The following is a 17,299-nucleotide window of genomic DNA, read 5'->3' on the forward strand; positions in this document are numbered from 1 at the left end:
ATATCGTCTGCTTCTGGCCGGACACGTCTGCGTGAAGCTATGGTTTATTTGGCCCAAGCCGATAGATATTCCTAATAACGTTATCGGCATCGGACGAATCACCGGTTTAACCGGCGTCTTGTCCGGCTTCCCGTATCAAAGGAAATCAGTCTCGCGTCATGAGCTTCGATAGACATCTTTCCCGCCGCAGCTTTCTTTCCTTTTCGGCGTTGACCGCAGCCTCCGCGCTCGCCGGCTGCGCCTCCTCAGCCAACACCGTGACATCAGGCGATACGACGATCATTTACCGTTCGCCCATGCGCCTGTTCCAGTCCCCGGGTGCATCGAGCGTGCCAAGCGGGGCCGAGCTTGCCGTCATGTATGGCCCCATCGAAGACGGCGGCTTTCTCATTCCAGCCGTTCCCTACGAGCAGATCGATCCGCGCTATTATCGCCAGCGCGTCGTCGATCCCACCGGCCAGCCCCCCGGCACCATTGTCGTCGATACGCCGTCGCGCTTCCTCTATCTCGTCCAGGGCGACGGCATGGCGATGCGATACGGCGTCGGTATCGGCCGCGAGGGTTTCGCCTGGCAGGGGTCGGGCGTCATCCAGTGGCGTCAGAGATGGCCGCGCTGGAAGCCGCCGAACGAGATGGTCGCCCGCCAGCCGGAACTCGTCAAATATTCGATCGAGAACGGCGGCATGGAGCCGGGTCTGAAGAACCCGCTCGGCGCCCGCGCACTCTATATCTTCTCGAATGGAGAGGACACGCTCTATCGCCTGCACGGAAATCCCGACTGGCGCTCGATCGGCAAGGCCGTCTCTTCAGGCTGCGTGCGGCTGATGAACCAGGATATCATCGATCTCTACGACCGCGTTCCCACCAAGGCGCCCATCGTCGTCTGGCAATGATCGTCACCGAGGCGGCCGCAATCCGGTCGCCTCGGATCGCCCGCTTTGCCCCGGGCAAGCGGGCGCTTTGCCCCAGGAAAACAGGTGCTTTCCCCTGGGGCAAGAGCTTCATTTTGCCCCCTCGAGAGAATTATTTTCCGAAATACCATTGCTTAATTCGGTAAATATCCTACATGGTGCGTATCGAATTGCTTGCGACCTTTGTCCACGCGCTTGAGCGCTCCGTCAGATATCCTCTCAACATCGATACGGCTTGTCGGGGATTATTCCGCAGGCGAACACAAACGGTTGAAAAGGAGATCGTTATGAATTCAGGCGTCGTCAAGTGGTTCAATGGCACCAAGGGTTTTGGCTTCATTCAGCCCGATGATGGTTCTACGGACGTTTTTGTCCATATCTCAGCGGTTGAACGCGCTGGCATGCGCGAACTCGTTGAAGGTCAGAAAATCCGCTACGATCTCGTCCGCGACAAGAAGTCCGGCAAGAATTCGGCCGACAATCTTCAGGCCGCATGATTTGTCATTCGCCTACGCTGACCACGGATGTACTGGCAGCGGGCTGACCAAACTGGCAGCGGGCTGAGTGACTGGAAGAGGTCGGGTTCGAGCCCGGCCTTTTTGCTTTGCGCAGGCCTTGTGATTGACCGAGTGAGCAGCCGAAGAGTCGAAGGGACGCTGAAATGGGCAGACAAAACTATAAAGTCGGCGACATGATCGTGCTGAAATCCGGCCTCACCCGCACGGCGAAAGCCGACAAGCGGTGCCGGATCTCCAGCATCCTGCCCAACGATCACGGGCATGTGCAATATCGCGTCCAGTTCGACGCAGAGAATTTCGAGCGCCGCATCACTGAGGCCGACATCGATACCGGTGAATCTCCGTCGAGGGCTTCCCCCGAGGCGGCGGCCAAGTCCGACGGTGTCGAGCCCTGGCTGAAGTTTTCGAGCATCAAAATCGGGAAGTAGTTCCGGGTTTTATTTTGGCCCGGGTTTTTAATTTTGGACAGTGCGGCCTCGCCGCCGCGACAGGAAGGATATCGTTTTGCAGGTACTCGTCAGAGATAATAATGTCGATCAGGCGCTCCGCGTGCTCAAGAAGAAGATGCAGCGGGAAGGGCTGTTCCGGGAAATGAAGGCGCGCAGCGCCTTTGAAAAGCCGTCCGAGAAGCGCGCCCGCGAAAAGGCCGAGGCCATTCGCCGCCAGCGCAAGCTCGCCCGCAAGAAGCTGCAGCGCGAAGGTCTGCTGCCGGCACCGAAGAAGGTTCTGCGCCCCACCCGCTAATTCCGGGCGTGGCATCACGGCTACCGTGGATCACGGTCCAACCGTGGAATCACGGTTCAGCCGTGAATCATGGTTTCTGCCGTGGAGCCATGGCTTACAGCGCCGCGCGCCTTTTTGAGACGCGCAAGGGGACTGTAACACTTGTATTTCAGCATAATTCCTTGAACCGATTCCGATTTGAGGAACTATGCAGTAAAGCCGCCATCACCTGGGAAAGGGGCACATGACCGCCACCAAGGGAGAATTCTTCAATCCCGCCAAGCTTTCGTCTCGCGACAAGGCGGAAGCGACCGATCACACGGCGCGCGCCATTATCGCCGCCGAGGCATCGGCCCGTGACAAGAAGACGGAGAAGTTGAAGGCGCTGCGTTTGCAGCAGGAGGCCGAGGCCGAACCTAAGGCGGCGCCTGCAAAGAAGCGCCGGTCGCCGGCCAAGCCGCGGCCCTGATTTCTCGGCGCGCACGCCGGCTCTCTACCGGGTGCCGGCTCTACCGGGTGAATGCGTTCAGCCGCCCATGCCGGCCCGCCCGAGATTGCCCCGCAGCCGATGCAGCATGTCGCGCATCTCGGCCATTTCCTGAAGCGTGCAGCCTGCGGCCTGCCCGATCGCCGTCATGATCGTGTCGATCTCCCCCTTCATCGCCTCACCTCTAGGGGTCAGCGACACGATCACCTGCCGTTCGTCGCGCAGGTCGCGGATGCGCTTGATCAGCCCGCTCTGTTCCAGCCGTTTCAACAGCGGCGACAGGGTGCCGGAATCGAGATCCAGCTGCTCACCGATCGTCTTGACCGGCAGTTCGCCGCGTTCCCAAAGCACCAGCATCACCAGATATTGCGGATAGGTCAGGCCGACCCTGTCGAGGATGGGCTTATAGGCGCGGGTGAAAGCATGCGCCGTCGCGTAGACCGCGAAGCACAACTGCTTTTCCAGTCGCTTCTCCTCTTGCGGTATCTCCATCGTCTTCGTCGTTTGCGCTCTCATATCTATTATCCCTAAAGCCTGATTGTCCTCTTTTCGAATCCGAAATGCAATTTGCAAAATTCACTTGCGTACAATTTAATTGTGCGATAATAAAAATCCAACCCGATCAAAGGGCCAACCAAAGGAGATTGTCATGCCTATTCTCTATACGACCAAAGCTTCTGCCACCGGCGGCCGCGCGGGCCGCGCCGTTTCCGAAAACGGCGTTCTGGACGTGACGCTGACCGTTCCCAAGGAACTCGGTGGTGACGGCGCGACCGGTACCAATCCCGAACAGCTCTTCGCTGCCGGCTACTCCGCCTGCTTCCTCGGTGCATTGAAATTTGTCGCGGGCCAGCAGAAGGTCAAGATTCCCGAGGACACGACGGTCTCCGCCAAGGTCGGCATAGGCCCGCGTGAAGATGGCGGCGGCTTCGGCATCGAAGTGGCGCTGACCGTCAACATCCCGGGTCTCGACCGTGAAGCCGCTGAAAAGCTCGCAGCCGCAGCCCACATCGTCTGCCCCTACAGCCACGCGATGCGCACCTCGACCGAGGTCCCAGTCACCGTCGCCTGATCGGGGCAATTCCCAGCAAAAGTGCGGGAGCAGCTTCTGTCTTCGACCGGACACCGTCGCGCTTCTGCTCCTGAGACGAACGCAGTACAGCCCAGCCCAGGAAATCGGTGAGGTCAGCCCCTCATCCGGCTGCCGCCACCTTCTCCCCGCTCGCGGGGCGAAGGGGATATGCCGCGACCTCTCCGTTCCCCACAGGCCTCTCGCGGGGCACGTTCCCTCTCCCCGTTTTTACGGGGAGAGGGTTAGGGTGAGGGGCAGCCATCGGAGCGAGCTGGATCGCCATCGGCTTGCTCTATTCGGCCGTTACCCGTCCGCCGTGACGAGGTCTGCGTTCAGCCCGGCCTCGGCGTTTCTATCGTCATTCATGACAGCGCCTGCAGATCCTGCCGCAGCCGTTCGGCGCCGCCATCCGGCAGCTTGCCGTCTATCATAGCATGTGTGCTTTTCCAGATCGGCAGGGCCTTTACCAGCACCGCTTTGCCCTCAGTGGTGAGGCTCAGCAGCCGGCCGCGCCTGTCCCGCGGATTTTCCATCACCGTCACCCAGCCCTTGCGCTGCAGCGGCTTCAGCGCCGCCGTCAGCGTCGTCTGATCCATGGCGAGCAGGGCAGCGACCGGCCCCATCGGCGGTGGCTCGGGCCGGTTCAGCGACATCATCAGCGAAAACTGCCCATTGGTCAGCCCGGCCGGCCTCAGCGCATCGTCGAACAGCCGGGCAAGCGCGCGTGCTGCCCGCTGCACATGCAGGCAGAGACAGGTGTCGCGCACCATCAGCGTCGTGGAAAAGGGAATCTCGATCGAATTTGACATGCTCCATTTCTATTGATATCAATCTATTTAGTCAAGGAGAGGGAGATGAGCCGGCTTCACCGGCAAGCGCCGGAGGAGGGCGCACTCCATGCAGAACGAGGTTGTTTCCCGCGAAGAGTGGCTCGAAGCCCGCCGTGCCTTGCTGGCGAAGGAGAAAGAGGCGACGAAACTGCGCGACGTCGTCAACGCCGCTCGTCTGGCGCTGCCCTGGGTGAAGGTCGACAAGGATTATGTCTTCGACACACCGGAGGGCAGGAGGTCGCTCGCCGATCTCTTCGATGGCCGCAGCCAGTTGCTGATCTATCATTTCATGTTGGGTCCCGATTGGGATGCCGGCTGCACCGGCTGCTCATTCCTGTCGGATCATGTCGATGGCGCCCTGCCGCATCTGAACCACCACGACGTCACCTGGGTTGCCGTTTCGCGCGCACCGCTCGACAAGATCAGCGCCTACAAAAAGCGCATGGGCTGGAAATTTCCCTGGGTCTCTTCCTTCGGCAGCGATTTTAATTTCGATTATCACGTTTCTTTCAGCCCCGAGGATCTTGCCAAAGACAAGGTCTTTTACAATTTCACACCTATGCCGCCGGCTGATGCCAATGACGAACTGCCTGGCCTCAGCGCTTTCTACCGCAACGACAAGGGCGAGGTCTTCCATACCTATTCGAGTTATGCCCGCGGGCCGGAGGAACTGGTCGGCACCCTGATGATCCTCGATCGCGCGCCGAAGGGCCGCAACGAGGACAGCACGATGAATTTCGTGCGCCGCCACGACGAATATGAGGAGGCCGCCAAGGCGCCATCCTGCTGTCACTGAGCCGGAGCATGATGCCGAAAAGTGCAAGCGGCTTGGCCGGGAAAGTCGCGAAGTGACTTTCCCGGGATGCGGAAAAACTAACATCACCATCATTCAAGGGAGAAGAGGATGATGAAGACCGCTGAAGTGCTGAAGGAACATTCTTTCCTGGAAAGACTGGTCGGCGACTGGACCGTCACCGCACCCGATATGAGTGGCGGCGAGCCCTGGACGGAGACCGTCCGCTCGCTGCACGGCATCTGGTTCGTCGCCGAAGGGACCGGCCGTATGCCTGATGGTAAGGAGGCGACCAGCATCCTGACGCTCGGCTACAATGCTTCGAAAGCTAAGTACATCGGCAGCTGGATCGGCAGCATGATGGACTATATGTGGGTCTATGAGGGTGCGGTCGACGCGTCGGGCAATGTGCTCGACCTCTATACGACAGGTCCCGACTTCAACGGGGACGGGCTTGCCGATTACCGCGAGCAGATCATCTTCGCCGACGCCGATCACCGCACCTTCGTCTCCAGCACCAAACAGCCGGATGGCTCGTGGAAGCAGTTCATGGAAGCGCATTACGCGCGGAAGATCTGACAATCGCGGCGCTCCTCCTCGAGAGAGGGGCCTTGCAAAGGGACCTCCAAAGAGGGACGTCGAAAAAGGGAGAGTATGATGTCTGAGACGCATGGAAAGTTCATCTGGTGCGAGTTGATGACCCCCGACACATCGGCTGCCGCGAAATTCTATAGCTCCGTCGTCGGCTGGAGCACCTCCGAGATGAAAATGGAGGGCATGCCCACCTATACGATCTTCGAGGCGAACGGCATCGGCGTCGCCGGGCTGATGGAATTTCCGGCCGAACTTGAAGGCAAGGGCATTCCACCGAACTGGACGGGTTATGTCGATGTCGACGACGTCGACCAGTCGGCCAAGGATTTCGCCGCCAATGGCGGTTCGGTCCGTCGTCCGCCGGAAGACATCCCGACCATCGGCCGCTTCGCCGTCGTCGCCGATCCGCATGGCGCGGTGCTCTGCATCATGACGCCGGCGCCGATGGATAAAACTTGGCCGGAACTGGCCTTCGACGCACCCGGCAATATCGGCTGGCGCGAACTCTATGCCGGCAATGGCGCTGACGCGCTGGCCTTTTATTCCAAGCAATTCGGCTGGACGAAGGACAGCGAAATGGACATGGGCCCGATGGGCGTCTACTACATCTTCGCCCATAACGGCAGGCAGACCGGCGGCATGATGACCAAGCCGGAAAACATGCCGATGCCGTTCTGGTGCTATTATTTCATCGTGCCGACCCTCGATGCCGCGATCGAACGCGTCACATCAGGCGGCGGCAAGGTCGTCAACGGCCCGATGGAAGTCCCCGGCGGCAGCTGGATCATCCAGGCCACCGACCCGCAAGGCGCCTTCTTCTGCCTGGTGGCACCGAAGCGGTAGGGTTTGACGCGACAGCGTGCGGCAGGCGAGCCCCTCATCCGGCTGCCGCCACCTTCTCCCCGTAAACGGGGCGAAGGGGATATGCCGCGACCTCTCCGCTTCCCACTCACCTCTCGCATGGCACGTCCCCTCTCCCCGCGAGCGGGGAGAGGGTTAGGGTGAGGGGCAGCGGCTCCACGCCACATCCTCACCATCCATCACCCCCAACCGAAGCAAAAAAACCTTCCGGGCTTTCCACTTCCACCAAACGCTTCCTCTCGATCAGCCAGAACCGGTTTCCCACAGCCCGCACGAAACTGCGGTCGTGGGATACCAGCAGGCAGCTCGCCTCATGCGCCATCAACTCGCTCTCCAGCGCCTCCTGGCCCTCGATGTCGAGGTGGTTGGTCGGTTCGTCAAGCAGGTAGAAGTTCGGCTCCGTCAGCCTCAGCACCAGCATGCCGAGCCTGGCCTTCTGGCCGCCGGAGAGCTGGCCGATCGGTTTTGCCTGCATGTCGATCGTCATGCCGGCGCCGGCCAGCAATCCTCGCGCTCGCTGGTCGCCGACATCGAAGCGGCGGATGATCGTGCCGATCGGCGTGTCGGTATCGGCAAGATCGGCAAGCGCCTGGTCGCCATAGCCGAGAACCAGCGAAGGCGTCGCCTTGATGCTGTCCCGCGCCGTCTCCGGTCTTTCGATCGCCTGCTTCAGCATAGACACCAGCCGTGACTTGCCGGCGCCGTTAAGGCCGAGCAGCACGATGCGGTCGCCCTGGCAGATGAACTGCCGGCCGGTTTTGAACAGCAGCGTTCCGTCCGGCGTCGTCACCGCCGCATCCTCCAGCGTCACCAGCACCTTGGCATGCGTGCCGCGGTTGGAAAGCCGGATGGCGCCGGCCGAACGCTCCAGATGCGCCGGTTTTGCCGCATCCTCCAGCTTCTCCGCCCGCTGCTTCAACTGCTTCGTCTTGACGACGAGCAGATCGCTGCCGGAATTGATGCCGATATTGTTGAGCTTCGCCGCCTGCTTGCGCAGTTGCTCCGCCACCTTCATGTCGCGCTCGTAGCGCCGCGCCTCCGAGGCGTCGGCCTCGTCGAGGGCGGCGCGCGCCCGGCTATAGGGCAGGGCGAACACCGGCGATTGCTCCGGCCGCAGGAACAGCGTCCGGTTGGTCGTCGCATCGAGGAAGGCGCGATCGTGGCTGGAGAGAATGACCGGCACGTCGCGCGGCAGCGCATTCAGCCACCTCTCCAGCTGCGAGATCTTTTCGAGGTCGAGATGGTTGGTCGGCTCGTCGAGCAGAAGCACGTCGGGCTCGCTCACCCAGGTGCGGGCAAGCATGGCCAGCCGCTGCCATCCGCCGCTCAACTGCTTCAGTGGCCGGCCGCGCATGGCCTCCGGCACGTCGAGCGATTCCAGCACCACGTCGACCCGCCAGCTTTCGCTTTCGGCCTGATCGGCCGGCAACGCCTGCAGCACCGCATCGTAGAATGGCGTGTCGAAAAGGGCAGGGGGCACATTCTGCGCGACATGGCCGACGGTCAGCCCGCGCGCCTTGGTGATCTCGCCCTCACTCGGCTCCAGCGCGCCGGTGATGCAGGCAAGCAGCGTCGATTTCCCCCGCCCGTTGGCGGCGACGAGGCCAATGCGGTCGCCGGCATTGACGACGAGATTGAGCTTCGAAAACAAGGGATTGCCCAGCGTCACGCCGAGATTGCGGATATTGATGAGTGTCATGATCGTTCTCTGGTCTTGACCGGGTATCAAGCGCGGTCCGGAGGCGTTCAGCCATCACGGGATTTCGCGGTTCGAGCCGGGAAATGAGAGGAATACGCGCTGTCATCTACGGCGACGCATTGGCCACGAAGGGCAGACCAGGAAGAGATGTCGAGAAACGGTCTCTGGTCAGCCCTGCAAACGCATTTGCAGGGCGTTGACGGGACCACGCTGGCGATTAAACCGAAAATAATATTGCATTGCGTGATCCTCCTTTCTCGAAAGCTTACGAGATTCCAATAACATTGCCCGCGAAAAGAGGCAAGAGAACTGCAGGCACGCCGATTTCCGGTCACCGCGCCGCCGGCGAGTTTACCCGGAAGGCGTCCTCCAAACTCTGCTATCGCTTATGCCGTTGTTGGTGGCTGAGTGTGGGTGGCGCGGGTGCTCGGCGCTCACGAGAGCCTCACCCTGAGGTGCCCTGTAAGGGCCTCGAAGGGCGGGGCGGGTGCACTGGCGGTTAATGACACAAGGAGCAGCGCCGAGCGTGTCCTTCGAGGCTTCGGCCTTCGGCCTGCGCGCCTCAGGATGAAGGACGTTGGAGGATGCCGCGCTCCCCCTGGAAAACAACGGGGCGAGGGGACTTGCCATGCGAGGGCGGGTGGGGAGGGAGAGGTGACGGCAGGTGGATGGGCACGCTACCCAATCCCGAAATCACCCGGTCGGGTCGCCGCCAGCCAGCTCCAGCCGCCGCGTTATCCCGATACTGCTAAGGAATGTCTCGTCGTGGCTGACGACGATGAGCGCGCCGTCATAGGCGCGCAGTCCTGCCTCGACCGCGGCGATCGAGTCGATGTCGAGGTGGTTGGTCGGCTCGTCGAGGATCAACAGTGGCGGCGGTGCCGAGCCCAGCACGCAGGCAAGGCCGGCGCGCAGCAATTGCCCGCCGCTCAGCGTCGATACCGTCTGCAGCGCGGCATCGGCCCTGAACATGAAGCGGGCAAGGGCGGCCCGGCAGGTATTTTCATCGGCCTGCGGATTGATCCGGCGAAAATTGTCGCGGATCGACGCCGAAGGATCGAGCAGGCTGACCTTCTGATCGAGCATCGAGAGGTCGGTCATGACGCTGACCGTGCCGGTCCAGGGTTTCAGCGCGCCGGTAATGAGCGCCAGCAAGGTCGTCTTGCCCGAGCCGTTGCGGCCGGCGACGGCGATACGCTCGGGTCCCGTCACATCGAAGGAGAGATCGCGGATGACGGGATCATCAGGCTGGTAGCCCGATGTCACGCCATCCATCTTCAGCACGATCTTGCTGGCAGGCAGCCCGGTCGGCGGCAAGGTGACCGACAAGGGCTGCAAGATCTCGATCTTCTCGCGCGCTGCCCTTGCCTCTTCCAGTGCCTGGCCGCGCCGGCGTTCGGCGAGGCGGGCATTGTCGCCGCCCGTCGTTTCGCTCCGCTCCTTCATGCCGCCGAGCATGATGCGCGGAATGCCGCCCTTGGCGGCCGTCTTCCGGCCCGCGCTGTCCCTATGCGCCTGACGCTCCACCGTCGCCTGCGCCCTCCTTGCCACCTCGGCCATGCGTTTTTCGGCTTCAGTGAGATCGTGTTGTGCCGCCGCAAGCTCGAGAGCCTTGCGCTCGCGATAATGGCTCCAATTGCCGCCGTAGCGCGTGGCGCCGAGCGAGGTCAGTTCAACGATCGCGTCGACGCTTTCGAGCAGTTCCCGGTCATGGCTGATGATGATGGCGCCGGCCCGCCAGCCTGACATCAGCGCGATCACCGCCTCGCGGCCTTCGCGATCGAGATTGTTTGTGGGTTCGTCGAGCAACAGGAAATCCGGTTCGGTGAAAACAAGCGCGGCAAGCCCGGCACGGGTGCGCTGCCCGCCGGAGAGCACGGCAAGCGGCGTCTCCGGCGCTGCGTCGAGCCCGGTCCGATTGAGCGCTGCGGCGATGCGCGCCTCCAGCATCCAGTCCGCCGATGCAAGCTCGTCGGCCGTTGCCTCGCCACCTTCGGCGCGGCGAAGAATAGCGAGCGCATCGGTCACGCCGAAGAGATCGGCGATCGTTTCCTTGGGTGTCACCTGAACGTTCTGCCGCAGCACGCCGAGGCTACCGTTAACGGATACCGTCCCGGAATGCGGCTGGATCTCGCCGGAGACGAGTTTGAGCAGCGTCGTCTTGCCGACACCATTGCGCCCGACGAGACCGGTACGCTCGGCCCCGAAACTCAGGTCCAGATTGGAAAAAAGCGGCCGCCCGTCAGGCGCGGACCATGAAACTTGGGAGAGGGTGATGGATGCAGGCATGGATGTCCCCGTTGGCAAGGCGAACTGGCGTTGCGATCGGGTTGAAATCCATTGCGGCACACATCCTGTTGAAATGGTCGATGGCTGCTAATTTAGGGAATAAAGGCTGCCGGTTCAAGAAGGGGAACGATCAGAGAAGGAGTGGGAAGTTGCCCCTCACCCTAACCCTCTCCCCGTAAACGGGGCGAGGGGACGTGCCCTGCGAGAGCGAGGTGGGAGCGGAGAGGGCGCGGCATGTCCCTTCGCCCCGCGAGCGGGGAGAAGGTGCCGGCAGGCGGATGAGGGGCTTACAGCTCGCCGCGATCCTACCGCTTCAAGCTCCCCAAGATCCCGCGCACCAGCGCCCGGCCGACCTGCGTCGCCACCGTGCGCGCCACGCTCTTCATCGCCGCTTCCACCACCGTTTCGCGCTGGTAGCCGGAGGCCCGGCCGCGCGATTGGCCGCGACCCTGCTGGCTGTCGTCATTGCCGCCGCCGAAGCCCGGCAGGGTCCAGCCGGAGGTGGTGCCCGGCTGCTGCTCTGCCGCTTCTTCCTGCGCTCGCTTGGCGGCCTCGGCATCGGCCGCCTTCTTTGCCCGCGCCACCAGCATCTCGAAGGCGGATTCGCGGTCGACATCCTCGTCATAGACGCCGAGAACCGGGCTCCTGTCCATGATCTGCCGGCGCTCGGCATCCGTAACCGGGCCGACGCGGCCGGATGGCGGGCGGATCAGCGTGCGCTCGACGATCGAAGGCGCGCCCTTGGCCTCAAGCGTCGAGACCAGTGCCTCGCCGGTGCCGAGATTGGTGATGACGGTGGCGCAATCGAAGGCCGGGTTCGACCGGAATGTATCGGCCGCCGTCCTCACCGCTTTCTGCTCGCGCGGCGAATAGGCGCGAAGCGCATGCTGGGCGCGGTTGCCGAGCTGAGCAAGCACCGTTTCCGGCACGTCGAGCGGGTTCTGCGTCACGAAATAGACGCCGACCCCCTTGGAGCGGATCAGCCGCACCACCTGCTCGACGCGTTCGGTCAGCACCTTCGGCGCATCGTTGAAGAGCAGATGCGCCTCATCGAAGAAGAAGACGAGCTTCGGCTTTTCGGGATCGCCCACCTCGGGCAATTCCTCGAAGAGCTCGGAAAGCAGCCAGAGCAGGAAGGTGGCGTAAAGCCGCGGGTTCATCATCAGCTTGTCGGCCGCCAGCACCGAGATCTGGCCGTAGCCGTTGTTGCTGGTGCGCATGATGTCGGTGATCTTCAGCGCCGGTTCGCCGAAGAAGTGCTCGGCACCCTGCTGTTCGAGAACGAGCAGCGCCCGCTGGATCGAGCCGACCGAAGCTTTGGAGATCAGCCCGTACTGGTTGGAAAGTTGGCTGGCGTTCTCGCCCATATAGTTGAGCAGCGAGCTGAAATCCTTGAGGTCGAGCAATGGCAGCCCGCCCTGGTCGGCGATCTTGAAGGCGATGTTGATGACGCCTTCCTGCGGTTCGGAAGCATCCATCAGCCGGGCGAGCAGCAGCGGTCCCATCTCGGCGATGGTGGTGCGCACCCGGTGGCCCTTCTCGCCGAACAGATCCCAGAAGATCACCGGAAACTGGTCGAATTCGTAGTCGGCAAAGCCGATCTGCTCGGCGCGCTTCGTCAGGAAATCCTTCGGCTCGCCCTTGGCGGCGATGCCGGAAAGATCGCCCTTGATATCGGCCGCAAACACCGGAACGCCGGCCCGAGAGAAACCTTCGGCCAGCACCTGCAGCGTCACCGTCTTCCCGGTGCCGGTGGCGCCGGTGACGAGGCCATGGCGGTTGCCGAATTTCAGGTCGAGATATTCCGGCTTGTTGATGCTGTCATCGGGATTGCGGCTCGCGCCGATGAAAATCTTGCCTTCCTCGATCATTCGGAATGCTCCCTTGGGGCTCTGCCGCCATTTGTATGAGAAGGCGTGCTTCTGCCGCCTTCATCGAACCATCGTTTCCCTGTTATAAGCAGGCATGCGCATGCGGACAACTGTTTGCATTGAAAGCAAAACCGGACAAAGTGCGGCCCGGGGAGGGGCCGGCTTGAGTTGCGGTCGAATCTCGATTAACGTTGACGTTAACGTCAAAAACAGGAGGCTGACGATGAATGAAATTGTGACCCAGATCGCCGATCGCGTGGGTATTGCGCCTGATCTGGCCGAAAAGGCGCTCGGCATGATGCTCGGCTTCCTGCAGCGCGAGGCCGCCGATGGCCCGGTTGCCAAGATGATCGAAGCGATCCCCGGCGGTGCCGATCTCGTTGCCCAGTTCAATGGCGCAGGTGCCGGCGGCGGCGGTCTGCTCGGCGGGCTGATGAGCTCGCTCGGCGGCGGCGGCATCATGGGGCTCGGCCAGCAGCTGATGGGCGAAGGTCTCGGCATGGGCGAGATCACCTCGCTTGCCAGGGAAACCATCGCGATCGCCAAGCAATATGCCGGCGAAGAGGTCGTCGACGAGGTCGTCGCTTCCGTCCCGGGCCTCAGCCAGTTCGTCTGAGACGAGAAATCGGCTGGAGCCTCGCTTTGTTGCGGCGGGGCTCCTTTGCGAATGGTAGATATATCCTACTTGGCTTTCGCCGCGTCATTCCGGCGCTTGGTTTCAAAGCGGGCGCGCACTGTCTCGGCCGGGATGCCAAGGCCCGGCCTGTTCACCAAGTCGTCGTAGCGCGCCGGGATCTCCTCGTTGAGCCAGCGCTCGCGGGCCGCCTCATGATCTTCCAACAGCTGCAGACCGGCACGGACAACCTCGCTAGCATTCTTATAGCCGCCAGCCTCTAGATGCTTCCGGACAAATTCCTCGTAGTGGTTTCCGAGCGCGATGGTGGGCATGGCTTTCCTTTTGTTATCATCAGTATGGGCCAGCCATCCCCGCATGACAATCGATGTCAATGCTTGAGCTAATGCGGCCGCCACGGCTCTTAATCGCCCTTGTCTCACAGCCTGTGCCCGCTAACTAACCGCTGTCCCTTGGAAGGAAGGAAAGCCCCATGACCCTCTGGCGCCCATCGCAGCAGATCAGGGTGAAGGTGATCGGCCTCGCCTGGCGGAAAGACCAGTTGCTTGCCGCCGAAGTGGAGGATGACAGCGGCCGCATCAAGGGCGTTCGCCCGCTCGGCGGCGCGATCGAATTCGGCGAAAGCCGTGAAGAGGCTCTGCACCGCGAATTCAAGGAGGAACTCGAGACCGATATCCGCATCGTCGGTCCTTGGCATCTGCTTGAAAACATCTACGAGCATCATGGCGCAACCGGTCACGAATACATCTTCGCCACCGATATCGAACTGGCCGATGCATTGCTCTATGAGCGTGATGAAATCCACTATTCCGAACTCGACGAGACGGCGGCGACGGCGCGCTGGTTCGCCCGTGACAGCCTGCGGGACGCCGGCGTCGATCTCTATCCGACAGGTCTCGACAGAGTGCTGACGCGCTGGCGCGATTGAGCCTGAAATCACCCGATCTGAGGCGCCATATTCCGATCGCCAAACTTTGATCGTCCGCCCCCGCTTCCGGGGGAACAATGAGGTCGTCCTGCTGTTTCTGTCGCATCGCTGAAACCATAGGGAATAGCATCATGCGTATGTTTCTTGCAGCTGCCTCGATCATTCTCCTCGGCTTCGCCGCTCCGGCTTTCTCCCAGGCGCTTGCTGATATGGACTCTAGCGGCCGCTTCGGCGGCATGCCGCCCGGCACGGTGCCGGGGGCGGAATCCAATAGCGGACTCGTGATTCCGCTCGATCCAGTCGAAACCGGTGATATCACCGTCGTCATTCCGTCCGATCGGACCACCTGCCCGCGGCCCGGGACGCGTCAGTACCGCGCGGCCGAGCGCGACGGTACGCTAAGCGACGCCTGCCGCTGACGGATAGTCCCGGGTATAGAAGCAGGTTCGGCTATTTGTCGTTTTTGTGCAGCACGACGCCGAGTTCATGCCACTGCCGCCTGTCGCGCTGGATCAGTTCGTCGGCGCAGATCGGTCCCATGCTGCCCGGCGCGTAAGCGTCAGGCACGCTCTCATCCTTGGCCCAGATATCGAGGAAGGGTTGCACCGCAGCCCATCCGGCCTCGATGCCGTCGGCGCGCTGGAACAGAGTCTGGTCGCCGATGAAGAGATCGTAGAGCAGTGATTCATAGCCGGTCGTCTTGGCAATATCGAATTTGTCGGCATAGCGGAAATCGAGCGAGACCGGCACGGTATCGACGGAAAGCCCCGGCGACTTGATCGAGATTTCCATGCTCATGCCTTCGTCTGGCTGCACTTGGATCACCAGCCGGTTCGGTGGCAGGCGGCGCTTGACGTCGGTCTCGCGAAACTGCGCGAAGGGAACCGGCTGGAAGGTGATGACGATCTCGGTGTCGCGCGCCGTCAGCGCCTTGCCCGTCCTGAGATAGAAGGGCACGCCGGCCCAGCGCCAGGTATCGGCATAGAGCTTCAGCGCCACGAAGGTCTCGGTCCTGCTGTCGGGCGAGACGTCCTTGGTATCGCGATAGGCCGGAAGCTCAGCACCGTGGAGCGGGCCTGCGCCATAGGCGCCGCGCACGCCATGCGTCTTGGCCTCATCAGGCGTATAGATGCGCAGCGCCTTCAGCACCTTACTCTTCTCGTTGCGGATCGCTTCGGCATCGAAGCTGTTCGGCGGTTCCATGGCGATCATCGCCAGCAGCTGGAAGAGATGGTTCGGCACCATGTCGCGCAGCGCGCCGGTTGCATCGTAGAATTTGCCGCGGCTGCCGACATCGACGATCTCGGCGGCGGTGATCTGCACATGGTCGATGTAGCGGCTGTTCCACAAGGACTCGATCATCATGTTGGCGAAACGCGCCGTCATCAAGTTCTGCACGGTTTCCTTGCCGAGGAAATGGTCGAGCCGGTAAACTTGGCTTTCCCCGATCTTGGCCAGAATCTGCGCATTGAGCGCCTGAGCCGAGGCAAGATCGGTGCCGAACGGCTTCTCGATCGCGACACGGCGGAAGACGCCGTCGCTTTCATCGGTCAGCCCGTGGGCGGCGAGCTTCTCGACGATCGTCCCGAAGAAGGATGGCGGCACCGCGAGATAGAAGGCGGCATTGGCATGCGGCCCCAGCCGCTTGCCGATCTCGACGAAAATATCGTCCTTGGTGAAATCGCCGGACGTATAGGAAATGCGCCGGCGCAGACTTTCCCAGGCTTCGTCCTTCACCGTCGGCTCTTCGCCGCTCAGATGATTGAGGAATTGGTCGAGCCGCCCGCGCAGGAATTCGTCGTCACCAGGTTCGATGCCGATGCCGAGAATGTGGAGATCCTCGCCGACCAGGCGACTGCGCGTCAGATTGATGATCGCCGGCACCAGCAGGCGGCGCGTCAGGTCTCCCGTGGCGCCGAAGATGACGAGGGTGACCGGCGGGGTAGGGGCAGCGTCCATGTGTCATCTCCTTGGAATTTGCGGCCGACTATACTGCGCGCCGGCTTTGCCGCAACATATGCAGGCGAGGGATAACAAGCATTTGACATCCTCTGGCGCTCGTGGCCGCCCCTCATCCGCTTGCCGGCACCTTCTCCCCGCAGGCGGGGCGAAGGGATATGCCGCGACCTCTCCGTTCCCCGCCAGCCTCTCGCGGGCCACGTCCCCTCGCCCCGTTTTTACGGGGATAGGGTTAGGGTGAGGGGCAAGCCACACGTGGGTTTAGGGAGAGGGCGACCATCGGCGCGAACCGGACATGACGGCAGCGGCCGCCTTTACCCTTTCACCGCCATTATGAAGATCCTCGGAAATCTGAGCAGCACCCGCCCGTCCGACATTTTGGGATAGGCCTTTTCCAACCGCTCCAGATAATCGGCCAGGAATGCCTCGCGATGCTCTTCGCCGGCTTGGGCGAGATAAGGCATCAGCCCGGTTCCCTTCACCCATTCGACGATCGCCGCAGCATCCGCCATCGGGTGATTGTAGATGGTGTGCCAGATATCGACGCGCGAGGCTTTGGCAATTAGCCTCGAGTAATAATTGGACGGCGGCGGCAGCGGCTTGCGGCGCACGCTCTTCGCCTCGAAGGCGGCCTTCCACGGGCCGGCATGGGCGGTCTCTTCCATTGCCAGATGCGAGGGTTCGCCGAGATTGTCGGGCATCTGCACGGCCAGAACGCCGCCTTCGGAAAGCCCGTCCATCAGCCGGTCGAAGATGTCGAGATGATCGGGCAGCCATTGGAAGACGGCATTGGCAAACAAAAGGTCGGCTGGTTCGGCCGGCTGCCAGATGCCGAGATCGGCCTCGACGAAGGCAGTGCCAGGAAGCCGCTTGCGGGCAGCCTCCAGCATGTTCATGTCGCTGTCGACGCCGGAGACGCCTTCCGCCCCATAGCGCTCGATGATCAGCTCGGTCGAATTGCCCGGGCCGCAGCCGAGATCGATGGCATGACGAATGTTTTGCAGCGGCACCTGTGCCAACAGGTCGCGCGCCGGTCGCGTGCGCTCATCCTCGAATTTCACATATTGATTGGCGGACCATGCCATGGCGTTCACTCCTGCTGTCAGGCCACGTCTTCCATGTGGCGGATG

Annotated in this window: 20 protein-coding genes; 12 read left to right on the top strand and 8 right to left on the bottom strand. The window is 62.0% G+C overall.

Annotation, left to right across the window (positions count from 1 at the left end; translation table 11 throughout):
• The first annotated feature begins 158 nt into the window (after positions 1 to 158).
• The 5 genes from V8P77_RS30790 to V8P77_RS30810 all read left to right on the top strand — a co-directional run bounded on the left by V8P77_RS30790 (position 159) and on the right by V8P77_RS30810 (position 2,621).
• Entirely contained in the window at positions 159 to 893 is a 735-nt protein-coding gene (locus tag V8P77_RS30790) for a L,D-transpeptidase (protein WP_129418393.1), read from the top strand.
• A gap of 305 nt (positions 894 to 1,198) precedes the next feature.
• Entirely contained in the window at positions 1,199 to 1,408 is a 210-nt protein-coding gene (locus V8P77_RS30795; RefSeq protein ID WP_003546468.1) for a cold-shock protein, read from the top strand.
• A 164-nt stretch (positions 1,409 to 1,572) separates the two neighbouring features.
• Positions 1,573 to 1,857 carry a hypothetical protein gene (locus V8P77_RS30800; RefSeq protein WP_025393751.1) on the top strand — a complete coding sequence of 95 codons (285 nt, stop codon included), beginning with the start codon at positions 1,573 to 1,575 and terminating at the stop codon, positions 1,855 to 1,857.
• 76 nt (positions 1,858 to 1,933) lie between these two features.
• Entirely contained in the window at positions 1,934 to 2,173 is a 240-nt protein-coding gene (rpsU, locus tag V8P77_RS30805; protein ID WP_003546477.1) for a 30S ribosomal protein S21, read from the top strand.
• Between the two features lie 223 nt (positions 2,174 to 2,396).
• On the top strand, positions 2,397 to 2,621 hold the full coding sequence (locus tag V8P77_RS30810) for a hypothetical protein (RefSeq protein ID WP_003546479.1): 225 nt from the start codon (positions 2,397 to 2,399) through the stop codon (positions 2,619 to 2,621).
• A 57-nt stretch (positions 2,622 to 2,678) separates the two neighbouring features.
• Here V8P77_RS30810 and V8P77_RS30815 read toward each other — a convergent pair whose 3' ends face one another.
• Entirely contained in the window at positions 2,679 to 3,164 is a 486-nt protein-coding gene (locus tag V8P77_RS30815; protein WP_335916080.1) for a MarR family winged helix-turn-helix transcriptional regulator, read from the bottom strand.
• Positions 3,165 to 3,288: 124 nt separating this feature from the next.
• Here V8P77_RS30815 and V8P77_RS30820 point away from each other — a divergent pair, with 124 nt between their 5' ends.
• Positions 3,289 to 3,711, top strand: a complete 423-nt coding sequence (locus tag V8P77_RS30820; RefSeq protein ID WP_077975934.1) for an organic hydroperoxide resistance protein — start codon at positions 3,289 to 3,291, stop codon at positions 3,709 to 3,711.
• A gap of 362 nt (positions 3,712 to 4,073) precedes the next feature.
• Here the strand turns inward: V8P77_RS30820 and V8P77_RS30825 are convergent, their stop codons facing one another.
• Positions 4,074 to 4,520, bottom strand: a complete 447-nt coding sequence (locus V8P77_RS30825; RefSeq protein ID WP_335915997.1) for a MarR family winged helix-turn-helix transcriptional regulator — start codon at positions 4,518 to 4,520, stop codon at positions 4,074 to 4,076.
• An 88-nt stretch (positions 4,521 to 4,608) separates the two neighbouring features.
• Here V8P77_RS30825 and V8P77_RS30830 point away from each other — a divergent pair, with 88 nt between their 5' ends.
• The 3 genes from V8P77_RS30830 (at position 4,609) to V8P77_RS30840 (ending at position 6,771) form a co-directional block, all read left to right on the top strand.
• Positions 4,609 to 5,337, top strand: coding sequence for a DUF899 domain-containing protein (locus V8P77_RS30830; RefSeq protein ID WP_335915998.1), 729 nt, complete (start codon positions 4,609 to 4,611; stop codon positions 5,335 to 5,337).
• Positions 5,338 to 5,445: 108 nt separating this feature from the next.
• Positions 5,446 to 5,913 carry a DUF1579 domain-containing protein gene (locus tag V8P77_RS30835; RefSeq protein WP_335915999.1) on the top strand — a complete coding sequence of 156 codons (468 nt, stop codon included), beginning with the start codon at positions 5,446 to 5,448 and terminating at the stop codon, positions 5,911 to 5,913.
• A 78-nt stretch (positions 5,914 to 5,991) separates the two neighbouring features.
• Positions 5,992 to 6,771 carry a VOC family protein gene (locus V8P77_RS30840; protein ID WP_335916000.1) on the top strand — a complete coding sequence of 260 codons (780 nt, stop codon included), beginning with the start codon at positions 5,992 to 5,994 and terminating at the stop codon, positions 6,769 to 6,771.
• Positions 6,772 to 6,958: 187 nt separating this feature from the next.
• Here the strand turns inward: V8P77_RS30840 and V8P77_RS30845 are convergent, their stop codons facing one another.
• The 3 genes from V8P77_RS30845 to V8P77_RS30855 form a co-directional block, all read right to left on the bottom strand.
• Complete coding sequence (locus tag V8P77_RS30845) at positions 6,959 to 8,488, bottom strand: ABC-F family ATP-binding cassette domain-containing protein (protein WP_335916001.1); 1,530 nt, start codon at positions 8,486 to 8,488, stop codon at positions 6,959 to 6,961.
• A gap of 693 nt (positions 8,489 to 9,181) precedes the next feature.
• Positions 9,182 to 10,777: an ABC-F family ATP-binding cassette domain-containing protein gene (locus V8P77_RS30850; RefSeq protein ID WP_335916002.1), complete on the bottom strand. Its 1,596-nt coding sequence runs from the start codon at positions 10,775 to 10,777 to the stop codon at positions 9,182 to 9,184.
• A gap of 305 nt (positions 10,778 to 11,082) precedes the next feature.
• Positions 11,083 to 12,648, bottom strand: a complete 1,566-nt coding sequence (locus V8P77_RS30855) for a helicase HerA-like C-terminal domain-containing protein (RefSeq protein WP_335916004.1) — start codon at positions 12,646 to 12,648, stop codon at positions 11,083 to 11,085.
• Positions 12,649 to 12,871: 223 nt separating this feature from the next.
• On the opposite strand from V8P77_RS30855, the gene V8P77_RS30860 reads away from it, so the two are divergent.
• Positions 12,872 to 13,264 (top strand): hypothetical protein, encoded by a 393-nt coding sequence (locus tag V8P77_RS30860; RefSeq protein WP_335916006.1) that lies wholly within the window; start codon positions 12,872 to 12,874, stop codon positions 13,262 to 13,264.
• A gap of 65 nt (positions 13,265 to 13,329) precedes the next feature.
• Here V8P77_RS30860 and V8P77_RS30865 read toward each other — a convergent pair whose 3' ends face one another.
• Positions 13,330 to 13,596, bottom strand: coding sequence for a type II toxin-antitoxin system ParD family antitoxin (locus tag V8P77_RS30865; RefSeq protein ID WP_335916007.1), 267 nt, complete (start codon positions 13,594 to 13,596; stop codon positions 13,330 to 13,332).
• Between the two features lie 158 nt (positions 13,597 to 13,754).
• On the opposite strand from V8P77_RS30865, the gene V8P77_RS30870 reads away from it, so the two are divergent.
• Together V8P77_RS30870 and V8P77_RS30875 are read left to right on the top strand one after the other, a co-directional pair.
• Positions 13,755 to 14,210, top strand: a complete 456-nt coding sequence (locus V8P77_RS30870; RefSeq protein WP_335916008.1) for an NUDIX hydrolase — start codon at positions 13,755 to 13,757, stop codon at positions 14,208 to 14,210.
• A 77-nt stretch (positions 14,211 to 14,287) separates the two neighbouring features.
• A complete protein-coding gene (locus tag V8P77_RS30875; RefSeq protein WP_335916010.1) occupies positions 14,288 to 14,629 on the top strand; it encodes a hypothetical protein in 342 nt (113 codons plus the stop codon).
• A 31-nt stretch (positions 14,630 to 14,660) separates the two neighbouring features.
• On the opposite strand, the gene zwf is transcribed toward V8P77_RS30875, so the two are convergent.
• Positions 14,661 to 16,169, bottom strand: a complete 1,509-nt coding sequence (gene zwf, locus V8P77_RS30880) for a glucose-6-phosphate dehydrogenase (protein WP_335916011.1) — start codon at positions 16,167 to 16,169, stop codon at positions 14,661 to 14,663.
• A 314-nt stretch (positions 16,170 to 16,483) separates the two neighbouring features.
• Positions 16,484 to 17,254: a trans-aconitate 2-methyltransferase gene (gene tam, locus V8P77_RS30885; RefSeq protein ID WP_335916012.1), complete on the bottom strand. Its 771-nt coding sequence runs from the start codon at positions 17,252 to 17,254 to the stop codon at positions 16,484 to 16,486.
• Positions 17,255 to 17,299 lie beyond the last annotated feature (45 nt).

The sequence above is a fragment of the Rhizobium aouanii genome (assembly GCF_037002925.1).
Taxonomy (GTDB): domain Bacteria; phylum Pseudomonadota; class Alphaproteobacteria; order Rhizobiales; family Rhizobiaceae; genus Rhizobium; species Rhizobium aouanii.

What these genes read in the sequence shown, in the direction of transcription:
- V8P77_RS30810 (WP_003546479.1), top strand. Translation starts at nt 2,397, where the DNA reads ATGACCGCCACCAAGGGAGAATTCTTCAATCCCGCCAAGCTTTCGTCT.
- V8P77_RS30840 (WP_335916000.1), top strand. Translation starts at nt 5,992, where the DNA reads ATGTCTGAGACGCATGGAAAGTTCATCTGGTGCGAGTTGATGACCCCC.
- V8P77_RS30855 (WP_335916004.1), bottom strand. Translation starts at nt 12,648, where the DNA reads ATGATCGAGGAAGGCAAGATTTTCATCGGCGCGAGCCGCAATCCCGAT.
- V8P77_RS30820 (WP_077975934.1), top strand. Translation starts at nt 3,289, where the DNA reads ATGCCTATTCTCTATACGACCAAAGCTTCTGCCACCGGCGGCCGCGCG.
- V8P77_RS30845 (WP_335916001.1), bottom strand. Translation starts at nt 8,488, where the DNA reads ATGACACTCATCAATATCCGCAATCTCGGCGTGACGCTGGGCAATCCC.
- V8P77_RS30835 (WP_335915999.1), top strand. Translation starts at nt 5,446, where the DNA reads ATGATGAAGACCGCTGAAGTGCTGAAGGAACATTCTTTCCTGGAAAGA.
- zwf (WP_335916011.1), bottom strand. Translation starts at nt 16,169, where the DNA reads ATGGACGCTGCCCCTACCCCGCCGGTCACCCTCGTCATCTTCGGCGCC.
- V8P77_RS30795 (WP_003546468.1), top strand. Translation starts at nt 1,199, where the DNA reads ATGAATTCAGGCGTCGTCAAGTGGTTCAATGGCACCAAGGGTTTTGGC.
- V8P77_RS30860 (WP_335916006.1), top strand. Translation starts at nt 12,872, where the DNA reads ATGAATGAAATTGTGACCCAGATCGCCGATCGCGTGGGTATTGCGCCT.
- V8P77_RS30865 (WP_335916007.1), bottom strand. Translation starts at nt 13,596, where the DNA reads ATGCCCACCATCGCGCTCGGAAACCACTACGAGGAATTTGTCCGGAAG.
- V8P77_RS30875 (WP_335916010.1), top strand. Translation starts at nt 14,288, where the DNA reads ATGAGGTCGTCCTGCTGTTTCTGTCGCATCGCTGAAACCATAGGGAAT.
- V8P77_RS30830 (WP_335915998.1), top strand. Translation starts at nt 4,609, where the DNA reads ATGCAGAACGAGGTTGTTTCCCGCGAAGAGTGGCTCGAAGCCCGCCGT.
- V8P77_RS30800 (WP_025393751.1), top strand. Translation starts at nt 1,573, where the DNA reads ATGGGCAGACAAAACTATAAAGTCGGCGACATGATCGTGCTGAAATCC.
- V8P77_RS30825 (WP_335915997.1), bottom strand. Translation starts at nt 4,520, where the DNA reads ATGTCAAATTCGATCGAGATTCCCTTTTCCACGACGCTGATGGTGCGC.
- V8P77_RS30850 (WP_335916002.1), bottom strand. Translation starts at nt 10,777, where the DNA reads ATGCCTGCATCCATCACCCTCTCCCAAGTTTCATGGTCCGCGCCTGAC.
- V8P77_RS30870 (WP_335916008.1), top strand. Translation starts at nt 13,755, where the DNA reads ATGACCCTCTGGCGCCCATCGCAGCAGATCAGGGTGAAGGTGATCGGC.
- tam (WP_335916012.1), bottom strand. Translation starts at nt 17,254, where the DNA reads ATGGCATGGTCCGCCAATCAATATGTGAAATTCGAGGATGAGCGCACG.
- V8P77_RS30790 (WP_129418393.1), top strand. Translation starts at nt 159, where the DNA reads ATGAGCTTCGATAGACATCTTTCCCGCCGCAGCTTTCTTTCCTTTTCG.